The sequence below is a fragment of the Heyndrickxia sp. FSL W8-0423 genome (assembly GCF_038009395.1).
Classification (GTDB): Bacteria; Bacillota; Bacilli; order Bacillales; family Bacillaceae_C; genus Heyndrickxia; species Heyndrickxia sporothermodurans.
The window spans coordinates 3,774,804-3,792,718 of record NZ_JBBPBE010000001.1 but is presented as its reverse complement, the minus strand read 5'-3'; the positions used below and the strand labels follow the sequence as shown (position 1 = coordinate 3,792,718).

The window sequence follows — 17,915 nt, the reverse complement described above, 5'->3', positions numbered from 1 at the left end:
GTTATTTTTAGTATCTCTCTTTTAGCTGATGCCGATCGTGCTTAATACTATAAAGCAGTATTCCGAACGCAATTAAAAATAGTGCACTAGTCACATAAAATACGGATGAGATCCCGCTAAATCCCGAAATTAGTCCACCTAATACAGGTCCGATTACATTACCTAGAAATCGAAAACTTTGATTATAACCAAGTACTTCCCCTTGCATTTCAAGCGGTGCTTCTCTGCGAATAAAGGCAGTGATACTCGGAAGCATTCCACCGATGGCCATTCCAAAGAGAAAACGGAAAATGACTAGTTCCCAAAGCTGGTTGGCAAGTGCTTGGGGAATGATAAAAATCGAAGCAAGTATGAGTAAACACATTAATACTTTTTCATGGCCGATTTTATCCCCGAGCTTACCCCATTGACGTGTCATTAATAGATTACCGAAACCAGTAGCTGAAAACGCCATACCAGCTAACAAAGCGACACTTCCTGCACTGCTTAATTGACTCACATAAAGGGCGAGTAGTGGTTGGATACTAAAGTTTGCTACTTGAATAAGTAGCGCTATGATCATTACAGTAATTAAAATACGATGATTAAAAATTCTTTTTAAAACATCTTTACGGCTGAATTCTTTTTGACCTAGTTTGGCGATTCTTTCTTTTCTGTTCTCGACAATACCAAATAGTACGCCGGTTGTAGCAATGATAATGGAAATAGAGGTAATAATAAATGTGTACTTAAAGCCGAATGAGTCTGCCATTGCACCGCCAATTAACGGTCCGAATAATGTTCCTGAAACGGTTCCCATTTGCAATGTGCCTAAAACTTTCCCCGCACTTTCTTTAGGGGTTTGGGATGAAATGAGGGCAATGGATGTCGGGATAAATCCTGTTACAATCCCCATCATAAATCTTAAGATGAATAGACCGATTACATGGTGCATCATTCCCATGAAAAAGATACTGACGGCAATCCCATATCCCGTAATTAATAGAATTGGTTTAAATCCATATCGATCGCCAAATCTTCCCCAAATCGGAGAAATGAAAAAAGCCACCAAAAAGGTCACTCCAAAAACAAATCCCGCCCATCTTTGTACATATTCATCACTATAGTTTCCGAATGATTCAATGTATAAAGAAAGGAAAGGCATGATCATTGTTGTGCTTGCACCGACTAAGAAGTTGCAAATCCACATAATCAATAAATTACGCTTTTCGTTACTAATCAAAAACACCTTCTTTTTTGGTTATTTTCGTAAAGGTTGTTGTTGTAGGAAATAATGAAATGAACCGTTCCTTTCCGCTATAGGCACTTGCTTTCCGCGGGGCTGGCGATGAGCCTCCTCGTCGCTTCGCTCCTGCGGGGTCTCATCTGTCCAGCTGATCCCGCAGGAGTCAAGTGCCTTCCGCTCCAATCCACTCTGTGCTTATAACAGCAACAATCTTTTAGAAAAGAGCCTTTTATTTTTAATAACTTTCGTTTTTCTAATATTTAGTTTACCTAAGTATTATATTGATATTTTCTAAAATTTCAACTATGAAAGAGCCCATTTCGTTTTGTGAAACCGCTTCAATTATTGTGCTAACAAGGGAAGTACAAGAATAAAAAAAGAGATGATTCGTCATCATCTCCATGCATTAATTATCCCATTTAATATTGTACATTAATTCATATTCCCGTTGGATGCTTTTTAAACTTTCTATACTTTTTATGTTAAATTCAGATTTCTTAGCTGTGAGATCATTTAGCATTTTCTCAACAGATTGTTTGAGGGAATCATTATAATTTGGGACATCTCCTTCATAAGGTTTGACCATTTTTAACGGTATATTTGATTGTTCTCTGTAAGCTAATGCTTTTCTTTCGTGAAAAAAGGCAACGTCGGTTTCTTTCGGATGATGCAAATCGCCTTGCATCGGGTGTTTTAAAACAGCCAGTGTTCTGACAACATAATGATCGGGATAAATGCCTGTAATTTCACCTATGTATTTTCCTGTTTTATTAAAAAAAGTCACTATTTGTTCGAGTTCCATAATAATCTACCTCCTTATGACTATTATGATGGACTACAAGCAAAATGAAAAGAAAAGAAGATGAAAGTTGCATCATGGGATATGAATTTAGTAAAGTAAGTGAAGGAAGATATGTATTATCATAATAAATTTTAAATTATACATAAAGGAGTATATCAAATGACATATCCACAGCTTACAAATGAAGTGTTAGAAAACGAAAAGGTCATTGAAATGCAAACAAATATGGGAAATATTAAAATTAAATTATTTCCGGAACTTGCACCTAAAACAGTTGAAAATTTTGTAAAGCATAGTCAAGATGGGTACTATGAGGGAGTAACTTTCCACCGTATCATTAACGGATTTATGATTCAAGGTGGAGACCCGCAAGGAAACGGTACAGGTGGAGAAAGTATTTATGGAGCTCCATTTGAAGACGAATTTTCTCAACAATTATTTAACTTCCGCGGAGCATTATCAATGGCAAATGCAGGTCCTAACACTAATGGCAGTCAATTCTTTATCGTCCAAAGTGTTGCCGTTGATCCAAGAATGAAAGGCCAAATGGAAAGAGCGGGTTACCCAGAAGAAGTAATTAATGCATATATGGAAAACGGGGGAACTCCACATTTAGATTTCCGCCACACAGTATTTGGTCATGTGATTGAAGGTATGGATGTTGTTGATAAAATCGCTGAAGTGAAAACAGATATGCAAGACCGTCCAGTTCAATTCGATGTTGTTATTGAAAAAATAAATGTATTGAAATAAGGGGAAGCTGTCCAATCGGGCAGCTTTTTGTAATAAATTTGTCAAATCAAGCAATTGGTTTTACAAGGTGATAATTGGTATACTAGTTAAGAAAAGTTTTATAAGAAAGGGAGTTTCTCATGTTAAACTCTTTAAATATTTTCATACTAAATTTGTTTCTTTATTTTCCGGAAGATAAGAGAGAATATATTCCCGCATTTATTTCGTTTTCGATCTTTTTAATTCTATGCATCTTAACGTTTATGTTTATTCTTAGAGTAAATAAAAAACAATTAAAAAAAGCAAAGGAATTTGAAGAAAAAATTAAACATCTAAAATAATAGATGAGCCAATTCAACTAATGGATTGGCTTTTTGTTTTTTAAACGAATAGACAGGCTTTGTTCTGGCTAGAATTGTGAATAGATAACTAACAAATTTTGGAGGAATACATAATGAAATGGGCTGCAATTCTCTTAACGACGATACTATTGAGCGGGTGTACTCAAGGGAATCCGAAAGATACGGATGTTGATATAAAAAACGCTACAGGTGATAGTCTCGGAAAGATAAATTTGAAAGAGCAAGCGAAGGGTGTCATGTTAAAGATTAATCTAACTGGACTTCCGCCGGGTGAGCATGCGATTCATTTTCACGAAAAGGGAAGTTGTAAAGCTCCCACTTTCACTTCCGCCGGTAACCATTTTAATCCCGAAAAGAAAGAACACGGACTATTAAATCCAAAAGGCTCTCATGCAGGAGATCTTCCTAACTTAATTGTAAAAGATGATGGAAAAGCAAAATTAGACATTCTCGCCCCACAAGTTACAATGGACAGTGGTAAAAATTCGTTATTTACAAAGGACGGTACCTCCATTGTCATCCATGAATCCAAAGATGACGGGATGACTCAACCTTCAGGTGATGCTGGAAACCGTATTGCATGTGGAGTAATAAAAAATAAATAACTAAAAGGACCGTTAAGAAGTTCTTTTTTTATTAAGAATGACTATTTCTCTCCAAATAAGGATTGCAAACCTATAAACCGGTCATAGCCGAGTATGAATTGGAAGTATCAAAAGAACTTTGAGACTTTTTATTAACTTATTAATAGTAAGGAATTTTTAAGGTAAGGGGTAGGTAGCCTCCACATTGCTTAAAAATAGATTAAAAGATTTTAAAGAAAAAATTCTCGACCTCCACCAATGATAAGAATTTGACAAATACAATACGGGGACATTTTTAGTTCTCATTGCCTTTCCCCTTTATCAACTATGAATAACCTTTTATAAATAACAAATACTAAAGCCTAGTAAAATCAATTAAAAAGTTTAATACATGTAAATGCAAATTGAATCCAATTGTAATTATATTTAAAGGAGTGTTTATATGAGATTTATTTCAGTATTTTTTATTGGGTTTATACTTCTATTCAATATTCAAGGTAATCAAGTAAATGCAAAAACTAATGATCCTATCCGCTCGTTTAAAATTACCTTAAAAAATGATGGCTATGTTTCATTAAACAAAGCAATATCTACTTACGAGAATAAAGAGAAAGTAAATGTACTAATACCGGATATTCCAATAAATTACAATTATAAGGTGGGAAAAGCATATAAAAATGAACTCAAATTAATATGGTATGATTTAAATTCAATTACTTCTAATAATTTCATTTTAAATATTAAACCAGCTAAGAAAAAAGAAGTAACATTTTTGCCATTAGATAAATCAGAAAAGGTAATTCTTAAGAACGGGATTGAAGGATATTTTTTTAAAGATAACTTTTATATGTTTGCCTTCATTAAGGACCAAGTGGAATATTGCTATACTTTAAAAAAATCAACTCTAACAAAAGAAGGATTCATTGAAATTGCCAATACATTTAATTGAAATTAATCTAAATGGATTTTTATCATTTTTTCAATTCTTCTTTAGGCAGTTACTCGTTAGTGTTTAAATAGTTAAGCCAATTAAACTATTTTTTTATTCCTTGGAAAAAAAGCGTAAAAACTTTAAAAAAATAAAGGATTATTTCTAAATAAAATAGAAATATACCATTAGTAAATATACGAAGAAAGGTTTGTGTTATCTAATGGTAAAAAAAATGATGATTGTTGCGGCTACATTTTTGGTTATTATGGGTACATCAATGTTCGGTACGACTAACACAGCTGGGGCGGCTATTATTTCTTGTTCCGGAAATTCAAGATGTGTTGATATTTCTATGAAGTATGGTGTAGCTCAATATTGGTCTACACCAAAAATATATTTTTCTAAAGGTGAAGAGTTTAAGTATGATTTTGGAACAACAAATAAAAGTCTTTTTCATGTGGCTTTTGCGGTTTTTCGATTAAGTGACGGAAAGCAAATAACACCTTGGAGTTATGCAGCAGGTAAAGGTGGAATTGACTATAGCTATGGTGATATTCCAAGCACAGGTTATTATTATATGATGGCCGCTTGTAAGGGTGGAGATGATACACGATGTGAAGGCGGAGGAACGCTTAAGAAGTGGTAATTACCAAAAGATAATCATTAAAAATACCCCTAAAAAGTTTTAGAACTTATTCTAAGGGGTATTTCTTTTTTAGAAAAACCTTGTTTTAGGGTGGAAGGCGCAGGATAGGGTTAATCGGCGATAGCAAAATGGAACTAGTCCCTTCTGTTAAAGTTAGATGCGGGGTGATTTCTCAGCCGACAGTAAAATTAGAACTACTGAATTCACCCATGGTGGAACATATTGGTCAAAACTCAGAACGTCTGTCTCTAGTAAAGGAATTGCTAGAGCAGTATATGAAGCAGACAACCAGTCAACCAATGCCGTTATGGTTTGGTAGTATTCTCTAGGTCGTGAGAGAACCTCACGACCTTTTATCTTTATTCACTCAAAAATTCGAGGATGACATAAGGTATTTTTTTAAGAAGGAGGAGTTGAAATGAAACGAAGAAAATTGTATTTATTAATAATTTTATTAGTACTAATAGTCATAGCTTTTTATGGAATTCGATTATTCCAATCAAAAAGTTCATCAGCAACAAACTCTAAATCGCTGCAAAAAACACAGATTTATGATAAAGATCTTAATGTGAATATTAATTTACCGTATAAAGAAATATCCTCTTATGACTCTTATGGAGACAATGTTTATTTGAGTGCTGCTGATAAAAGTCCTTCTGGAATGGCTAATAAAATCATTCAATATAACAGGAAAACAAAGAAAACTGTGCAGCTATTTACAACTAAATTTGATAGTTCTTCTGTACAAGGAGTAAAAGCTAATGGTCGATGGCTTACTTGGGTAGATAGTGATGATTTTGGGGATCAGAAAAATATATATATCATGAATACAAAAACAAAGGAAATTAAACCTGTTACAAAAGAAAATGATAAGTCAATCAAAAATGAATTCCCTGTTTTAGCTGATAATCATATAGCATGGATTTATTATGATCAAAAGAAAAATCAATCTTATGTAATGTTACGGGATCTTAATTCACATAGTAATAAAATAATTTTTAATTTAAAAACACATACACTTGAAAATGCGTTTTTATCTATACAAAAAGGAAAACTTCTCTTTACTGATATAAGAGGGGGAAAAGGCTACTGTTATATATACGATATTTCAAAACAAAAATTGGAAAGGTTTAAGAGTCCACATAAGAAAATTGGTTGGGGGGAATTATTAAATGATCACCAAATTGTTTACTTAGCTTTCTTTTCTAACTCTTTTGCGGATAACAAACTAGTTCTTTATGATACTCGAACGATGAAGGCTAAAGAATTTTCGAGTAAGTATATGGAGGTTAACAGACTTAGGGTAGATGCTAGTAATCATGTATTTGTTGGTATGGGTGGAGACAGGTATTTCCACAAGTTTCAAATTGATAATAATCTAATTAAGAAACAGGGAAAAATTAATGATAAAGATATTTTTGATATGACAGCTAATAATGGAGTTATTTAATGAAAGTTGAGGATAAGAATAAAGAAGAGAAACTGATAATTACAACTAAGTTACCTTAATAATTAATCGCTGTCATACTTCTAATGTGTATTACACAAAACCGGGAGATTAATTTCCCGGTTTTGTATTTAATGTCCAGCTCCAGGGACTGGTCAAGGCGCTTCCGCTTATTTTATAAACTCACAAATGTTTTGGTAAACTTCTTTAGCTTTTTCCTCCGGGATTAAATGCCCCGCTTCCTTTAAAACGACGAGTTTTGCATTCGGTATTTCCGTTGCTAATCGTTTTCCGATGTGAAGGGGAACGACTCGATCAAATTCCCCCCAAATTAATAGACAGGGAGTTGTGATAGTCTTTAATCTATCGGATGTTAAATCTCCTTCCCGATCTCTTACCATTCTTGACAAACCACGAAATATTTCATTATTTAAAAACGGCTGCTCGTAGCCTTTTAACATGTCATCGTCAATAATCATTTTATTATGTACGACATTTTCTACATTTTTCTGCACACCAGATTTTTCTAAGTATCGCTTTACAAAATAATGAAAAAACGGCAAGTAACTTAGTAGTTTTAATGATTGCTTAGAAGCTTCTAAATAGCCGGAACTGCAAAGAAGAATTCCTTTTTTTACTAAACTAGGATTTTGGAGCATTATATTCAAAGCGATTTGTCCGCCCATCGAATGGCCGATAAGATACACGCCCCGGTATCCAAGCTGATTGATTAAAGAAATAACGGTCGCAGCCAAATTATGATAAGAATATTGATAGTGTGCATGTTTTCCGCTTTGGCCAAATGGGGGTAAGTCAATGGTAATCACGTTGAATTTTTGCGTTAAATAAGGAATGAGTTTTCTAAAACTAAAAGATGATGAGAGAAAGCCGTGTAATAATACGAAGGTTTCTTTAGCGTTTTTATTGCGATGTATTTCAAAATATAAATCGATTCCTTTTATATTTTTTTTGTGTGTTGAAACAGAAATTGACATGATTTTCACTCCCGTAAGAGAAAATGGCAAAAAAAAGGACGAGCATTATATCTCGTCAAAAAAATAAAAAGGGGGAATACTAGTGTATAGTATGCTATAAAACTTAACAGTACTATACAGAAAGCCTTGTAATTATAGAATATCCACATTTGTACATTTTTAATCAAATTTATAAAAAATTATTTCGATGGAGTTAATTCGGAGGCCGGCACATCTAAAACCGTTGATAATTTTAAAATCGTTTGTGTATTAGGAACTTGCTCACCAGATTCGTATTTTTCAATCGTTTTCGTTCCCAATCTAGCTTTTAATGCTAATTCTTCTTGTGTTAGATTATGTTGTTCACGATGAAATTTTAGATTTTGTGCAAATGAAGTCATCAAAATCCCTCCAATAATCAGAATTCTTTTCTTTTATTGTATCATATAATCGTTTTTAGTCTTAAATATGCTTCTTGAATTTTTTGTGAGCGTTTTATATTATACGTATTTTTTGATTATCAATCTTGACTGTGGTATAATTTTTTATTGCGTATATATAGGAGAAAAATTTAGATAAATAGGAGTGTTTCGATGACGACAAAATACGAAATTGGAAGTGTGTTAACAGGTAAGGTAGCTGGTATTCAACCATATGGAGCTTTTATCGCACTTGATGAGGAAACTCAAGGATTAGTTCATATTTCAGAAATTAAACACGGTTATGTTAAAGATATTAATGATCATTTAAAAATTGGTGACGAAGTGAAAGTTAAAGTGCTTTCAGTTGACGAAGAAAATGGCAAGATCAGCTTGTCTATCCGTGCCACTGAAGAAGCGCCAAAACAAGAGAAAAAACAACCTCGTCGTCGTCAAGCAAGTGTTATTTCTGAAGAGCCAACAGAAGGATTTAATACTTTAAAAGACAAATTACAAGAATGGATTGATCAATCCGATTTAATCAAAAAATAATAATAAAAAATCCGCTCTAGGTTGGAGCGGATTTTTTATTTATGGTTTTTCAATTCCATATTTCCGAATGCGATATTGCAGATTTTGACGACTCATTTGAAGTGCCTGAGCCGTTTTTGTAATGTTATATTGATGGTATTGCAGTCCTTTTTGGATATAATATTTTTCCGCTTCTTGGATGTATTCATCAAACGGTTTAATTGGATTCTTTTGAATTAGCAATTGATGATCGTGTGAAATTCGGTGCCTAAAATTAGTTGGCAAATGATGAAACTGCAGCAATTCCTCATTATCAAGTATCTTCATTGAATTTTTAATGACATGTTCTAATTCCTTTATATTACCCGGCCAATCATAATCAGAAAAGCTTTCGAGACAATCGTTCGATATTTTTTTTACATTCAGATGATAACGTTCATTATATTTTTTTAAAAAGAATTTAATAATCGAAGGAAGTGTATTTATTCGTTCTCTTAATGGTGGAATAAATATTGTGAGTTCACTCAAATGATAATATAATGTTTTATTTAATTTTCCACTTCCTATTAAATCTATAGGATCCTTCCCTAGTGTACAAATAATTTTATACGTTCGTTCAGTAGAAATCATGTTAAGAAAATGCAACTGGCTAGCTGGTGGAAGATAATAAATATCCTCAATTACTAATGTGCCCCCTTTTTCATTTTCTAAAAGATTCATTGAATCGATTAGTACTTGCTCAATCATTGAGACAGGCAATGAGGCACAATTTTGAATGATTAAACGTTTTTCTGCCTGGTAATTCTCATGATGAATACATTCTGAAAGGATATGTTTGCCTGTACCTGATTCGCCAATGATTAATACTGTAGAGGAATTCTTTGCTGCTTGTTTTCCGGTATCGATCACCTTTTTCGGGAAAAAGGATCGGTCGGATATATTATCAAAGGTATGTGTAGAAAGTGTTTCTCTTTGCGTATTTTTTTTCATCATTCTTTCCAATTTGGTTACGTCGCGGACGATTTCCACTGCGCCAACTACCTTATTTTGATCAAAAATCGGATAAGTATTGTTCACTGTTTTTATTTCTTGCCCTTTATTATTAAAGTACATTTGTTGAACGTTAAGAATAGGCTCTTTCGTATGCAAAACCTTTAATAAAGTACTATCTTCCCCTTGATAAAACCGAAATACATCTAAAATATTTTTATCTAATACATCTTCAATATCTGTTCCTTCAATTTCAATCATTTTTTTATTGTACAAAATCGTTCTTCCATTCTCATCAATGACATGGACCCCTACATCGATGAGGTCAAGAACTGTTTTATAAATAGTCATTTCATTTTTAAGTTGCATAATATGCCAACCCCTCAAAAAATTCAAAAGAATAAATAAAAAATACTTGAAAAATGCAATATCTTTTTGCATTATTATATATGTAAGGGTTTTCTAGTGCAAATAATTTTTGCACTATTAGTGTCAGAAATGAAAGTTATGATACTGTAAAAAATTATACTAAAAGCTTTTGGAGGAGGAAGAAAGATTAATGATTCCTTATAAACATGAACCATTCACAGATTTCAGTAAACCGGAAAATCAACAAGCTTTTCAAGAAGGCTTGAAATTAGTAGAAAGCTATTTAGGACAAGATTACCCACTTGTAATTGGTGGCGAAAGAATAACTACTGAAGATAAAATTGTCTCTATTAACCCTGCAGATAAAAGTGAAGTAATTGGACGCGTGTCCAAAGCAAATAAAGAATTAGCTGAAAAAGCAATGACAACAGCATATGAAACATTTCAAACGTGGAAAAAAGTAAAACCGGAAGTACGCGCGGATATTTTATTTAAAGCAGCTGCAATCGTACGTCGTCGTAAGCATGAATTTTCCGCTTTATTAGTAAAAGAAGCGGGTAAACCATGGAATGAAGCAGATGCTGATACTGCTGAAGGTATTGACTTCATGGAATATTATGGTCGCCAAATGTTGAAATTAAAGGATGGCCTTCCTGTTGAAAGCCGTCCCGGTGAGTTTAATCGTTTTGGCTATATTCCTCTAGGAGTAGGTGTTGTTATTTCTCCATGGAACTTTGCCTTTGCAATTATGGCTGGTACAACAGTTGCGGCACTTGTAACTGGTAATACTGTACTATTAAAACCTGCATCTGCAACACCTATTATTGCAGCAAAATTTGTTGAAGTTCTTGAAGAAGCGGGACTACCTAAAGGGGTATTAAACTATGTACCAGGTAGCGGCTCCGAAGTGGGAGATTATTTAGTTGATCATCCAAAAACTCGTTTCATCAGCTTTACTGGATCACGTGATGTAGGTCTACGCATTTATGAACGTGCATCTAAATTAAACGAGGGTCAAATTTGGTTGAAACGTGTGATCGCTGAAATGGGCGGAAAAGATACGATTGTTGTTGATGCAGAGGCAGATCTTGAATTAGCAGCGCAATCGATCGTTGCATCTTCATTTGGCTTCTCAGGACAAAAATGTTCAGCATGCTCTCGTGCAGTTATTGTTGAGGATGTATATGATAAAGTTCTAAATCGCGCAGTAGAGTTAACAAAAGAATTAACTGTTGGAAATCCGGTTGATCGCGGTAATTATATGGGACCCGTTGTCGACCAAGCTGCATATGATAAAATTATGAGCTATATTGAAATCGGTAAATCAGAAGGTAAATTGATGACTGGTGGAGAAGGCGATGCTTCGAAAGGTTATTTTGTACAACCAACCATTTTTGCCGATGTTGATGAAAATGCACGTTTAATGAAAGAGGAAATTTTTGGACCTGTTGTTGCATTTTGTAAAGCGAAAGATTTTTCACACGCTATAGACATTGCAAATAACACAGAGTATGGCTTAACAGGTGCTGTTATCACAACGAATAGAGAACATATGGAACAAGCACGTGAAGATTTTCATGTAGGTAACCTATACTTCAATCGTGGCTGCACAGGTGCCATCGTTGGCTACCAACCATTTGGTGGATTTAATATGTCAGGAACTGACTCAAAAGCTGGTGGTCCTGATTACTTGGCACTTCATATGCAAGGAAAAACAACTTCTGAAATGTTGTAAGTGAAGTTTTGAATTTCATTTTTATAAGGGCCTTCTTTTTTGAGAAGGCTCTATTTTAAGATAGGGGGAAATTTTTTATGGTAACAAAGTCGGAGGCAATTATCGAGCAAACGGAAAACTATGGAGCTCATAACTATCATCCACTGCCAGTTGTTATATCTGAAGCTGAAGGCGTTTGGGTAAAGGATCCAGAGGGTAATAAATACATGGATATGTTAAGTGCTTACTCTGCTGTGAATCAAGGCCATCGTCATCCGAAAATAATTGAAGCGCTTAAACAACAAGCAGATCGTGTGACTTTAACTTCACGTGCTTTTCATAATGACCAACTTGGTCCATGGTTTGAAAAAGTATGTAAGTTAACGAATAAGGAAATGGCATTACCGATGAACACAGGTGCTGAGGCAGTTGAAACCGCCATTAAAGCGGCAAGACGATGGGCATATGATGTAAAAGGTGTAGCAGAGAACCAAGCTGAAATTATCGGATGTGAAGGTAATTTTCACGGGAGAACAATGACCGCCGTATCCCTATCTTCCGAGGAAGAGTATAAACGGGGATTTGGTCCAATGCTACCAGGTATTAAACTTGTCCCATATGGTGACTTAGAAGCTTTAAAAGCGGCCATAACACCAAATACAGCAGCGTTTATTATTGAGCCAATTCAAGGAGAGGCGGGAATTGTTATTCCACCGGAAGGTTTCTTAAAAGCTGCTTACCAATTATGTAAAGAAAATAATGTATTATTTATTGCAGATGAAATTCAATCAGGCTTAGCGCGTTCCGGAAAAATGTTTGCATGTGATTGGGAAGATGTCGACCCTGATGTTTATATTCTCGGAAAGGCTCTTGGCGGTGGTGTTTTCCCAATTTCCTGTGTCGTTGCTAATAAAGATATTTTAGGCGTTTTTAACCCAGGTTCTCACGGTTCTACCTTCGGAGGAAATCCGATGGCCTGTGCTGTTTCCATTGCAGCTCTAAATGTGCTTGTTGAAGAAAAATTAAGTGAAAAGTCTCTAGAGCTTGGAGAATATTTTATGGGGCAATTAAAAGAAATTCAGAACCCAATTATTAAAGAAGTGCGCGGTAAAGGATTATTTATTGGTGTTGTTTTAGGAGAGCCTGCAAGAAAATATTGTGAGGCATTAAAATTAGAGGGACTCCTATGTAAAGAAACACATGAGAATGTCATTCGTTTTGCGCCGCCACTTGTCATTACAAAAGAAGAACTTGATTGGGCCATTGGACGTATAAAAAAAGTTCTCTCTTAATATTTCTTGGAAGTTACAGTCTTTCACACGATCATATAGTAAAGAGGAGAATTCGATGGAAAATCTAAATTTATTTACATCTACTCAGGATGTTATTCAGGAAGCCCTTTCGAAATTGGGATTTAATAATGAGATGTATGAACTGTTAAAAGAACCATTACGAATTTTGACTGTCCGAATGCCAATTAGAATGGATGACGGAACGATTAAAGTCTTTACAGGGTATCGTTCTCAACATAATGATGCTGTTGGACCTACAAAAGGGGGAGTTCGCTTTCACCCTGAAGTAAATGAGGATGAAGTAAAGGCATTATCGATGTGGATGACAATTAAATGTGGAATTGTTGATCTTCCGTATGGCGGAGGAAAAGGCGGAATTGTTTGCGATCCACGAACAATGTCAATGGGAGAAATTGAACGATTAAGCCGTGGATATGTTCGTGCGATCAGTCAAATCGTCGGCCCGACAAAAGATATTCCTGCTCCGGATGTGTATACGAACTCACAAATTATGGCATGGATGATGGATGAGTATAGTAGTTTGCGTGAAAATGATTCTCCAGGTTTTATTACAGGGAAACCGATTGTACTTGGCGGGTCTGAAGGCCGGGATAAAGCAACAGCACAAGGTGTGACCATCTGCATTGAAGAGGCAGCTAAGAAAAAAGGATTTGATTTAAAGGGCGCGCGTGTTGTCATTCAAGGCTTCGGAAATGCAGGTAGCTTTCTAGCGAAGTTTCTCCATGATGAAGGTGCAAAGGTCATCGGAATTTCCGATGCATACGGTGCCCTGCACGATCCTAATGGTTTAGATATCGATTATTTACTTGATCGTCGTGATAGTTTTGGGACGGTAACGACATTATTTGAAAATACGATAACGAATAAAGAACTTTTAGAACTTGATTGTGATATTTTAGTTCCGGCTGCAATTTCAAATCAAATTACTTCGGAAAATGCTAGTAATATTAGAGCATCCATCGTTGTTGAGGCAGCCAATGGACCTACAACAGCAGAAGCTACAAAAATCCTAACAGAAAGAGGAATTCTACTAGTGCCGGATGTTCTTGCGAGCTCTGGTGGTGTAACGGTTTCTTACTTTGAATGGGTACAAAATAACCAAGGGTATTACTGGACAGAAGATGAAGTAAATGAAAAGTTACGAAAAAAACTTGTAGATGCCTTTAATAATGTATATACAACTGCAGAGACACGTAAACTTAATATGCGTTTAGCAGCGTATATGGTTGGATTAAGAAACGCTGCTGAAGCGTCCAAGTTTAGAGGTTGGATATAATCGATAATTGAATGAAAAAAGGGGCTGGGACATAACCCACCTCTGAGATGAAAAAGCCGGTGGAAATTTACGACAAGTAAATTTTCACCGGCTTTTGGTTTTTTTACAATAAAATAAGGACCACTTCTGATAAAATTAAGTTACCACACCAAATAAAATCAGAAAGAAGGATCCTTATGTTTAAAAATTATACCATGAATCAATTAGTTTTGCCTTTAGATTTAGAAGTAAAGTTACAAAAAAATGATATTGCCTTCCATGTTCATCATTTAGTTGAAAGTATCCCTCATGAAGCGTTCGAACCATTTCAGAGAAATGATGGCTGTCCTGCCTACCATCCACGCATGATGCTTAAAATTATCTTATGTGCCTACACGCAATCTGTTTTTTCAGGGCGAAAAATTGAAGCCCTATTAAAAGACAGTATCCGTATGATGTGGCTAGCTCAAGGGCATGAACCAAGCTACCGAACAATCAACCGATTCCGTGTTCAACCAGAAGTGAAAAATTTAATTCGCCAATGTTTCGTCCAATTCCGTTGCCAATTAATTGAAGAAAAACTGATCGATCAAGAAGCAATTTTTATCGATGGTACAAAGATTGAAGCGAATGCAAATAAATTTACGTTTGTCTGGAAGAAGTCGATTGAGAAGTATCATCAAAGTTTAATTGAAAAGTCAAACCAGCTATATGATGAGCTTCTTGAGAATGAAATCATACCTGAAATCGAACGTGAAAGCGATGAACAGTTATCATTGGAAGAGCTCGCTCAATTGGTTCAAAAAGTGGATGATGTCGTAAACGAGTATGATAAACAAATTGAAGCATCATCGGATGTTCCAGAACGAAAAGCTTTAAGAAATGAACGCAAATATCCGAAAAAAGTGCGTAAACAGTTGATTGATTTTATCGTACGAAAACAGAAATACCAACGAGACCTTGAAATCTTTGGTACACGTAATAGCTATTCTAAAACAGATCCAGATGCGACATTTATGCGAATGAAAGATGATTATATGAAAAATGGACAATTGAAGGCTGGTTATAATACACAAATCGCAACGGAAGGTCAATATGCGCTTGCCTATGGATTATTCTCAAACCCAACAGACACACGTACGTTAATTCCCTTTCTAGATGAGATTGAGCAGGATTATTTCGAGTTACCGGAACACATCGTCACAGATGCAAGTTATGGTAGTGAAGAAAATTATAATGATATCCTTTTGAACAGAAAACGTGAAGCACTTATTCCTTATACGCTGTATATGAAGGAAAAAAAGAAAACCTACAAACAAAACCTATTCAATCCAGACAACTGGCCGTACGATGAAGAAACAGATACCTATACATGTCCAAACCAGAAACATCTTACATTTCACGATTATTCTGTCCGTACTGATCGTACAGGATTCCAACGGAAGTTTAAAATCTATGAGTGCGAAGACTGTTTGGGCTGCCCGTTCCGCCCCTCCTGTACCAAAGCAAAAGAAGGCAACAATCGAAAACGAATGGTGAATGAAAAATGGGAACAACAAAAAGAATATGTAAGAGCGAAGCTTTCAGAAGAGAAAACGAGTGCCATCTATCGAAAACGCAAAATCGATGTGGAACCAGTTTTTGGATTCTTGAAGGCTAATTTGCGTTTCACACGATTTTCCGTACGAGGAAAATCAAAGGTAGAAAATGAAATGGGCTTTGCATTAATGGCAGTGAATTTAAGAAAATACACTGCCCAACAACTAAGATAATAGAAGAATTACACGCAAAAAAAGAAAAAGGTGAATTTGAGTACACTCAAATTCACCTTTTTCACTAATTGAAGCTAGTTATGTCCCAGCCTCTTTTTATTACCTATTAGTTCTCGCTTCCGGAGAGCGTTCAAACTCTTCATTCGGTTTAAATAATATACCTAAATTAATCAACCCGGCAATTCCTACTAGCCCATAAATAATACGAGTTAATATCGTTGTATTACCAAAAATAGAAGCAACTAAATTAAAATGAAAAAATCCGATGAGACCCCAATTGATCGCTCCGATAATTGTCAATACTAATGCAATTCGTTGAATGGCACCCATCTAATTCCTCCTTTCGAGCTTAGTTTGAATCATATACATAAAATTTATTCATTTGGTCATCATTAACCTTGAGTATAAGCTTAGTTTCTTGAAAAAATGAAGGGCATTCGATAAAGTGAATAAAGTAGTTGAAAATCTTTTATTGGAGGAATCTCTATGACACATATTCAATTTGATTATTCAAAAGCGTTATCCTTTTTTGGTGAGCATGAACTAACAAATTTAGAACCGGCGGTAAAGGCTGCCCACCAATCTTTACATAATAAAACTGGTGCAGGAAATGACTTTTTAGGTTGGATAGATCTTCCTGTAGAATATGATAAAGAAGAATTTCAACGGATATTAAATGCTTCGGAAAAAATTAAAAATGATTCGGATGTCCTATTAGTTATAGGAATTGGCGGTTCATATTTAGGGGCACGTGCGGCCATTGAAATGTTAAATCATAGTTTTTATAATACGCAATCAAAAGACAAACGAAAAACTCCGCAAATACTATTTGTAGGAAACAATATTAGTTCATCATATATGACTGATGTAATTGATCTTTTAGAAGGAAAAGATTTTTCAATTAATGTCATATCAAAATCAGGTACAACTACAGAACCTGCAATTGCATTCCGTATTTTTAGTAAGCTATTGAAGAAGAAATACGGTGAGGAAGGTGCGAAACATCGGATCTTTGCAACGACAGATAAAGCAAAAGGTGCATTAAAAACATTGGCTAATGAGGAAGGTTATGAAACATTTGTTATTCCTGATGATGTCGGTGGACGGTACTCCGTATTAACCGCTGTTGGCTTGCTTCCAATTGCCGTTAGTGGTGTGAATATTCAAGAGATGATGGATGGGGCAGCACAAGCAAGAAGTGATTTCAATAATGAAAATATAAAAGAAAATATTGCTTATCAATATGCGGCTGTTCGTAATGTTCTTTATAATAAAGGGAAAACGATTGAAATGTTGATTAATTATGAACCAGGATTACAATATTTTTCCGAATGGTGGAAGCAATTATTTGGAGAAAGTGAAGGGAAGGACCAAAAAGGAATTTTTCCTTCCTCTGCTAATTTTTCTACCGATTTGCATTCATTAGGTCAATACATTCAAGAAGGCCGTCGTGACTTATTTGAAACAGTCATTAAAGTGGCTAAAGCTAGACATGAGTTAGTGATTGAAGAAGAAGAACATGATTTAGACGGCCTTAATTATCTTGCAGGAAAAACCGTTGATTTCGTCAATAATAAAGCATTTGAAGGAACTCTTTTAGCACATACAGACGGAAATGTCCCTAATTTAGTCGTAGAAATTCCAGAAATGAATGCCTACACATTCGGATATTTAGTCTATTTCTTTGAAAAAGCTTGTGCAATAAGCGGATATCTTCTCGGTGTAAATCCATTCGATCAACCTGGGGTTGAGGCGTATAAAGTAAATATGTTTGCGCTTCTAGGAAAACCAGGATACGAAGCTAAAAAGGCTGAATTAGAAAATAGATTAAAATAAAAAATCCCCAATT

At 35.0% G+C, this 17,915-nt stretch carries 17 protein-coding genes and 1 pseudogene; 12 read left to right on the top strand and 6 right to left on the bottom strand.

From position 1 onward, the window contains the following. Positions 1–7: 7 nt before the first annotated feature. Together MKY81_RS19475 and MKY81_RS19470 are read right to left on the bottom strand one after the other, a co-directional pair. Complete coding sequence (locus MKY81_RS19475) at positions 8–1,219, bottom strand: MFS transporter (protein WP_066231066.1); 1,212 nt, start codon at positions 1,217–1,219, stop codon at positions 8–10. Between the two features lie 412 nt (positions 1,220–1,631). After that, positions 1,632–2,027 (bottom strand): kinase-associated lipoprotein B, encoded by a 396-nt coding sequence (locus MKY81_RS19470; RefSeq protein ID WP_066231001.1) that lies wholly within the window; start codon positions 2,025–2,027, stop codon positions 1,632–1,634. 159 nt (positions 2,028–2,186) lie between these two features. Between MKY81_RS19470 and MKY81_RS19465 the strand changes: the two genes are divergently transcribed. From MKY81_RS19465 to MKY81_RS19440, 6 genes are all read left to right on the top strand, one after another. Next, positions 2,187–2,780 carry a peptidylprolyl isomerase gene (locus MKY81_RS19465; protein WP_066230998.1) on the top strand — a complete coding sequence of 198 codons (594 nt, stop codon included), beginning with the start codon at positions 2,187–2,189 and terminating at the stop codon, positions 2,778–2,780. Between the two features lie 433 nt (positions 2,781–3,213). Then, the gene (locus tag MKY81_RS19460; RefSeq protein WP_066230992.1) at positions 3,214–3,726 is read left to right on the top strand and encodes a superoxide dismutase family protein; all 513 of its coding nucleotides are present in this window, start codon (positions 3,214–3,216) and stop codon (positions 3,724–3,726) included. A 421-nt stretch (positions 3,727–4,147) separates the two neighbouring features. Then, complete coding sequence (locus MKY81_RS19455; protein WP_066235396.1) at positions 4,148–4,654, top strand: hypothetical protein; 507 nt, start codon at positions 4,148–4,150, stop codon at positions 4,652–4,654. Positions 4,655–4,856: 202 nt separating this feature from the next. Continuing rightward, on the top strand, positions 4,857–5,282 hold the full coding sequence (locus tag MKY81_RS19450; RefSeq protein WP_066235398.1) for a hypothetical protein: 426 nt from the start codon (positions 4,857–4,859) through the stop codon (positions 5,280–5,282). Positions 5,283–5,439: 157 nt separating this feature from the next. Next, on the top strand, positions 5,440–5,601 hold the full coding sequence (locus MKY81_RS19445; RefSeq protein ID WP_160331487.1) for a hypothetical protein: 162 nt from the start codon (positions 5,440–5,442) through the stop codon (positions 5,599–5,601). Positions 5,602–5,700: 99 nt separating this feature from the next. Continuing rightward, a complete protein-coding gene (locus tag MKY81_RS19440; RefSeq protein ID WP_107920221.1) occupies positions 5,701–6,732 on the top strand; it encodes a hypothetical protein in 1,032 nt (343 codons plus the stop codon). A 167-nt stretch (positions 6,733–6,899) separates the two neighbouring features. On the opposite strand, the gene MKY81_RS19435 is transcribed toward MKY81_RS19440, so the two are convergent. Both MKY81_RS19435 and MKY81_RS19430 read right to left on the bottom strand, forming a co-directional pair. Beyond that, entirely contained in the window at positions 6,900–7,724 is an 825-nt protein-coding gene (locus MKY81_RS19435; protein ID WP_107920222.1) for an alpha/beta fold hydrolase, read from the bottom strand. A gap of 194 nt (positions 7,725–7,918) precedes the next feature. Then, positions 7,919–8,104: pseudogene (locus tag MKY81_RS19430) on the bottom strand (helix-turn-helix domain-containing protein); the annotation flags it as partial. A gap of 192 nt (positions 8,105–8,296) precedes the next feature. Here MKY81_RS19430 and yugI point away from each other — a divergent pair. Next, on the top strand, positions 8,297–8,674 hold the full coding sequence (yugI, locus tag MKY81_RS19425; protein WP_066234269.1) for a S1 domain-containing post-transcriptional regulator GSP13: 378 nt from the start codon (positions 8,297–8,299) through the stop codon (positions 8,672–8,674). 39 nt (positions 8,675–8,713) lie between these two features. On the opposite strand, the gene MKY81_RS19420 is transcribed toward yugI, so the two are convergent. Then, the gene (locus tag MKY81_RS19420; RefSeq protein ID WP_325949601.1) at positions 8,714–10,012 is read right to left on the bottom strand and encodes a sigma 54-interacting transcriptional regulator; all 1,299 of its coding nucleotides are present in this window, start codon (positions 10,010–10,012) and stop codon (positions 8,714–8,716) included. A 190-nt stretch (positions 10,013–10,202) separates the two neighbouring features. Between MKY81_RS19420 and pruA the strand changes: the two genes are divergently transcribed. The 4 genes from pruA to MKY81_RS19400 all read left to right on the top strand — a co-directional run bounded on the left by pruA (position 10,203) and on the right by MKY81_RS19400 (position 16,066). Next, the gene (pruA, locus tag MKY81_RS19415) at positions 10,203–11,747 is read left to right on the top strand and encodes an L-glutamate gamma-semialdehyde dehydrogenase (protein WP_066234266.1); all 1,545 of its coding nucleotides are present in this window, start codon (positions 10,203–10,205) and stop codon (positions 11,745–11,747) included. A 77-nt stretch (positions 11,748–11,824) separates the two neighbouring features. Further along, positions 11,825–13,018: an ornithine--oxo-acid transaminase gene (locus tag MKY81_RS19410; RefSeq protein ID WP_066234263.1), complete on the top strand. Its 1,194-nt coding sequence runs from the start codon at positions 11,825–11,827 to the stop codon at positions 13,016–13,018. Between the two features lie 55 nt (positions 13,019–13,073). Beyond that, on the top strand, positions 13,074–14,315 hold the full coding sequence (locus tag MKY81_RS19405; protein ID WP_066234260.1) for a Glu/Leu/Phe/Val family dehydrogenase: 1,242 nt from the start codon (positions 13,074–13,076) through the stop codon (positions 14,313–14,315). Positions 14,316–14,491: 176 nt separating this feature from the next. After that, the gene (locus tag MKY81_RS19400) at positions 14,492–16,066 is read left to right on the top strand and encodes an IS1182 family transposase (protein ID WP_341116784.1); all 1,575 of its coding nucleotides are present in this window, start codon (positions 14,492–14,494) and stop codon (positions 16,064–16,066) included. 99 nt (positions 16,067–16,165) lie between these two features. Here MKY81_RS19400 and MKY81_RS19395 read toward each other — a convergent pair whose 3' ends face one another. Continuing rightward, positions 16,166–16,396: a DUF378 domain-containing protein gene (locus tag MKY81_RS19395; RefSeq protein WP_108071723.1), complete on the bottom strand. Its 231-nt coding sequence runs from the start codon at positions 16,394–16,396 to the stop codon at positions 16,166–16,168. A gap of 156 nt (positions 16,397–16,552) precedes the next feature. Between MKY81_RS19395 and MKY81_RS19390 the strand changes: the two genes are divergently transcribed. Further along, entirely contained in the window at positions 16,553–17,902 is a 1,350-nt protein-coding gene (locus MKY81_RS19390) for a glucose-6-phosphate isomerase (protein WP_108071721.1), read from the top strand. The last annotated feature ends 13 nt before the right edge of the window (positions 17,903–17,915 follow it).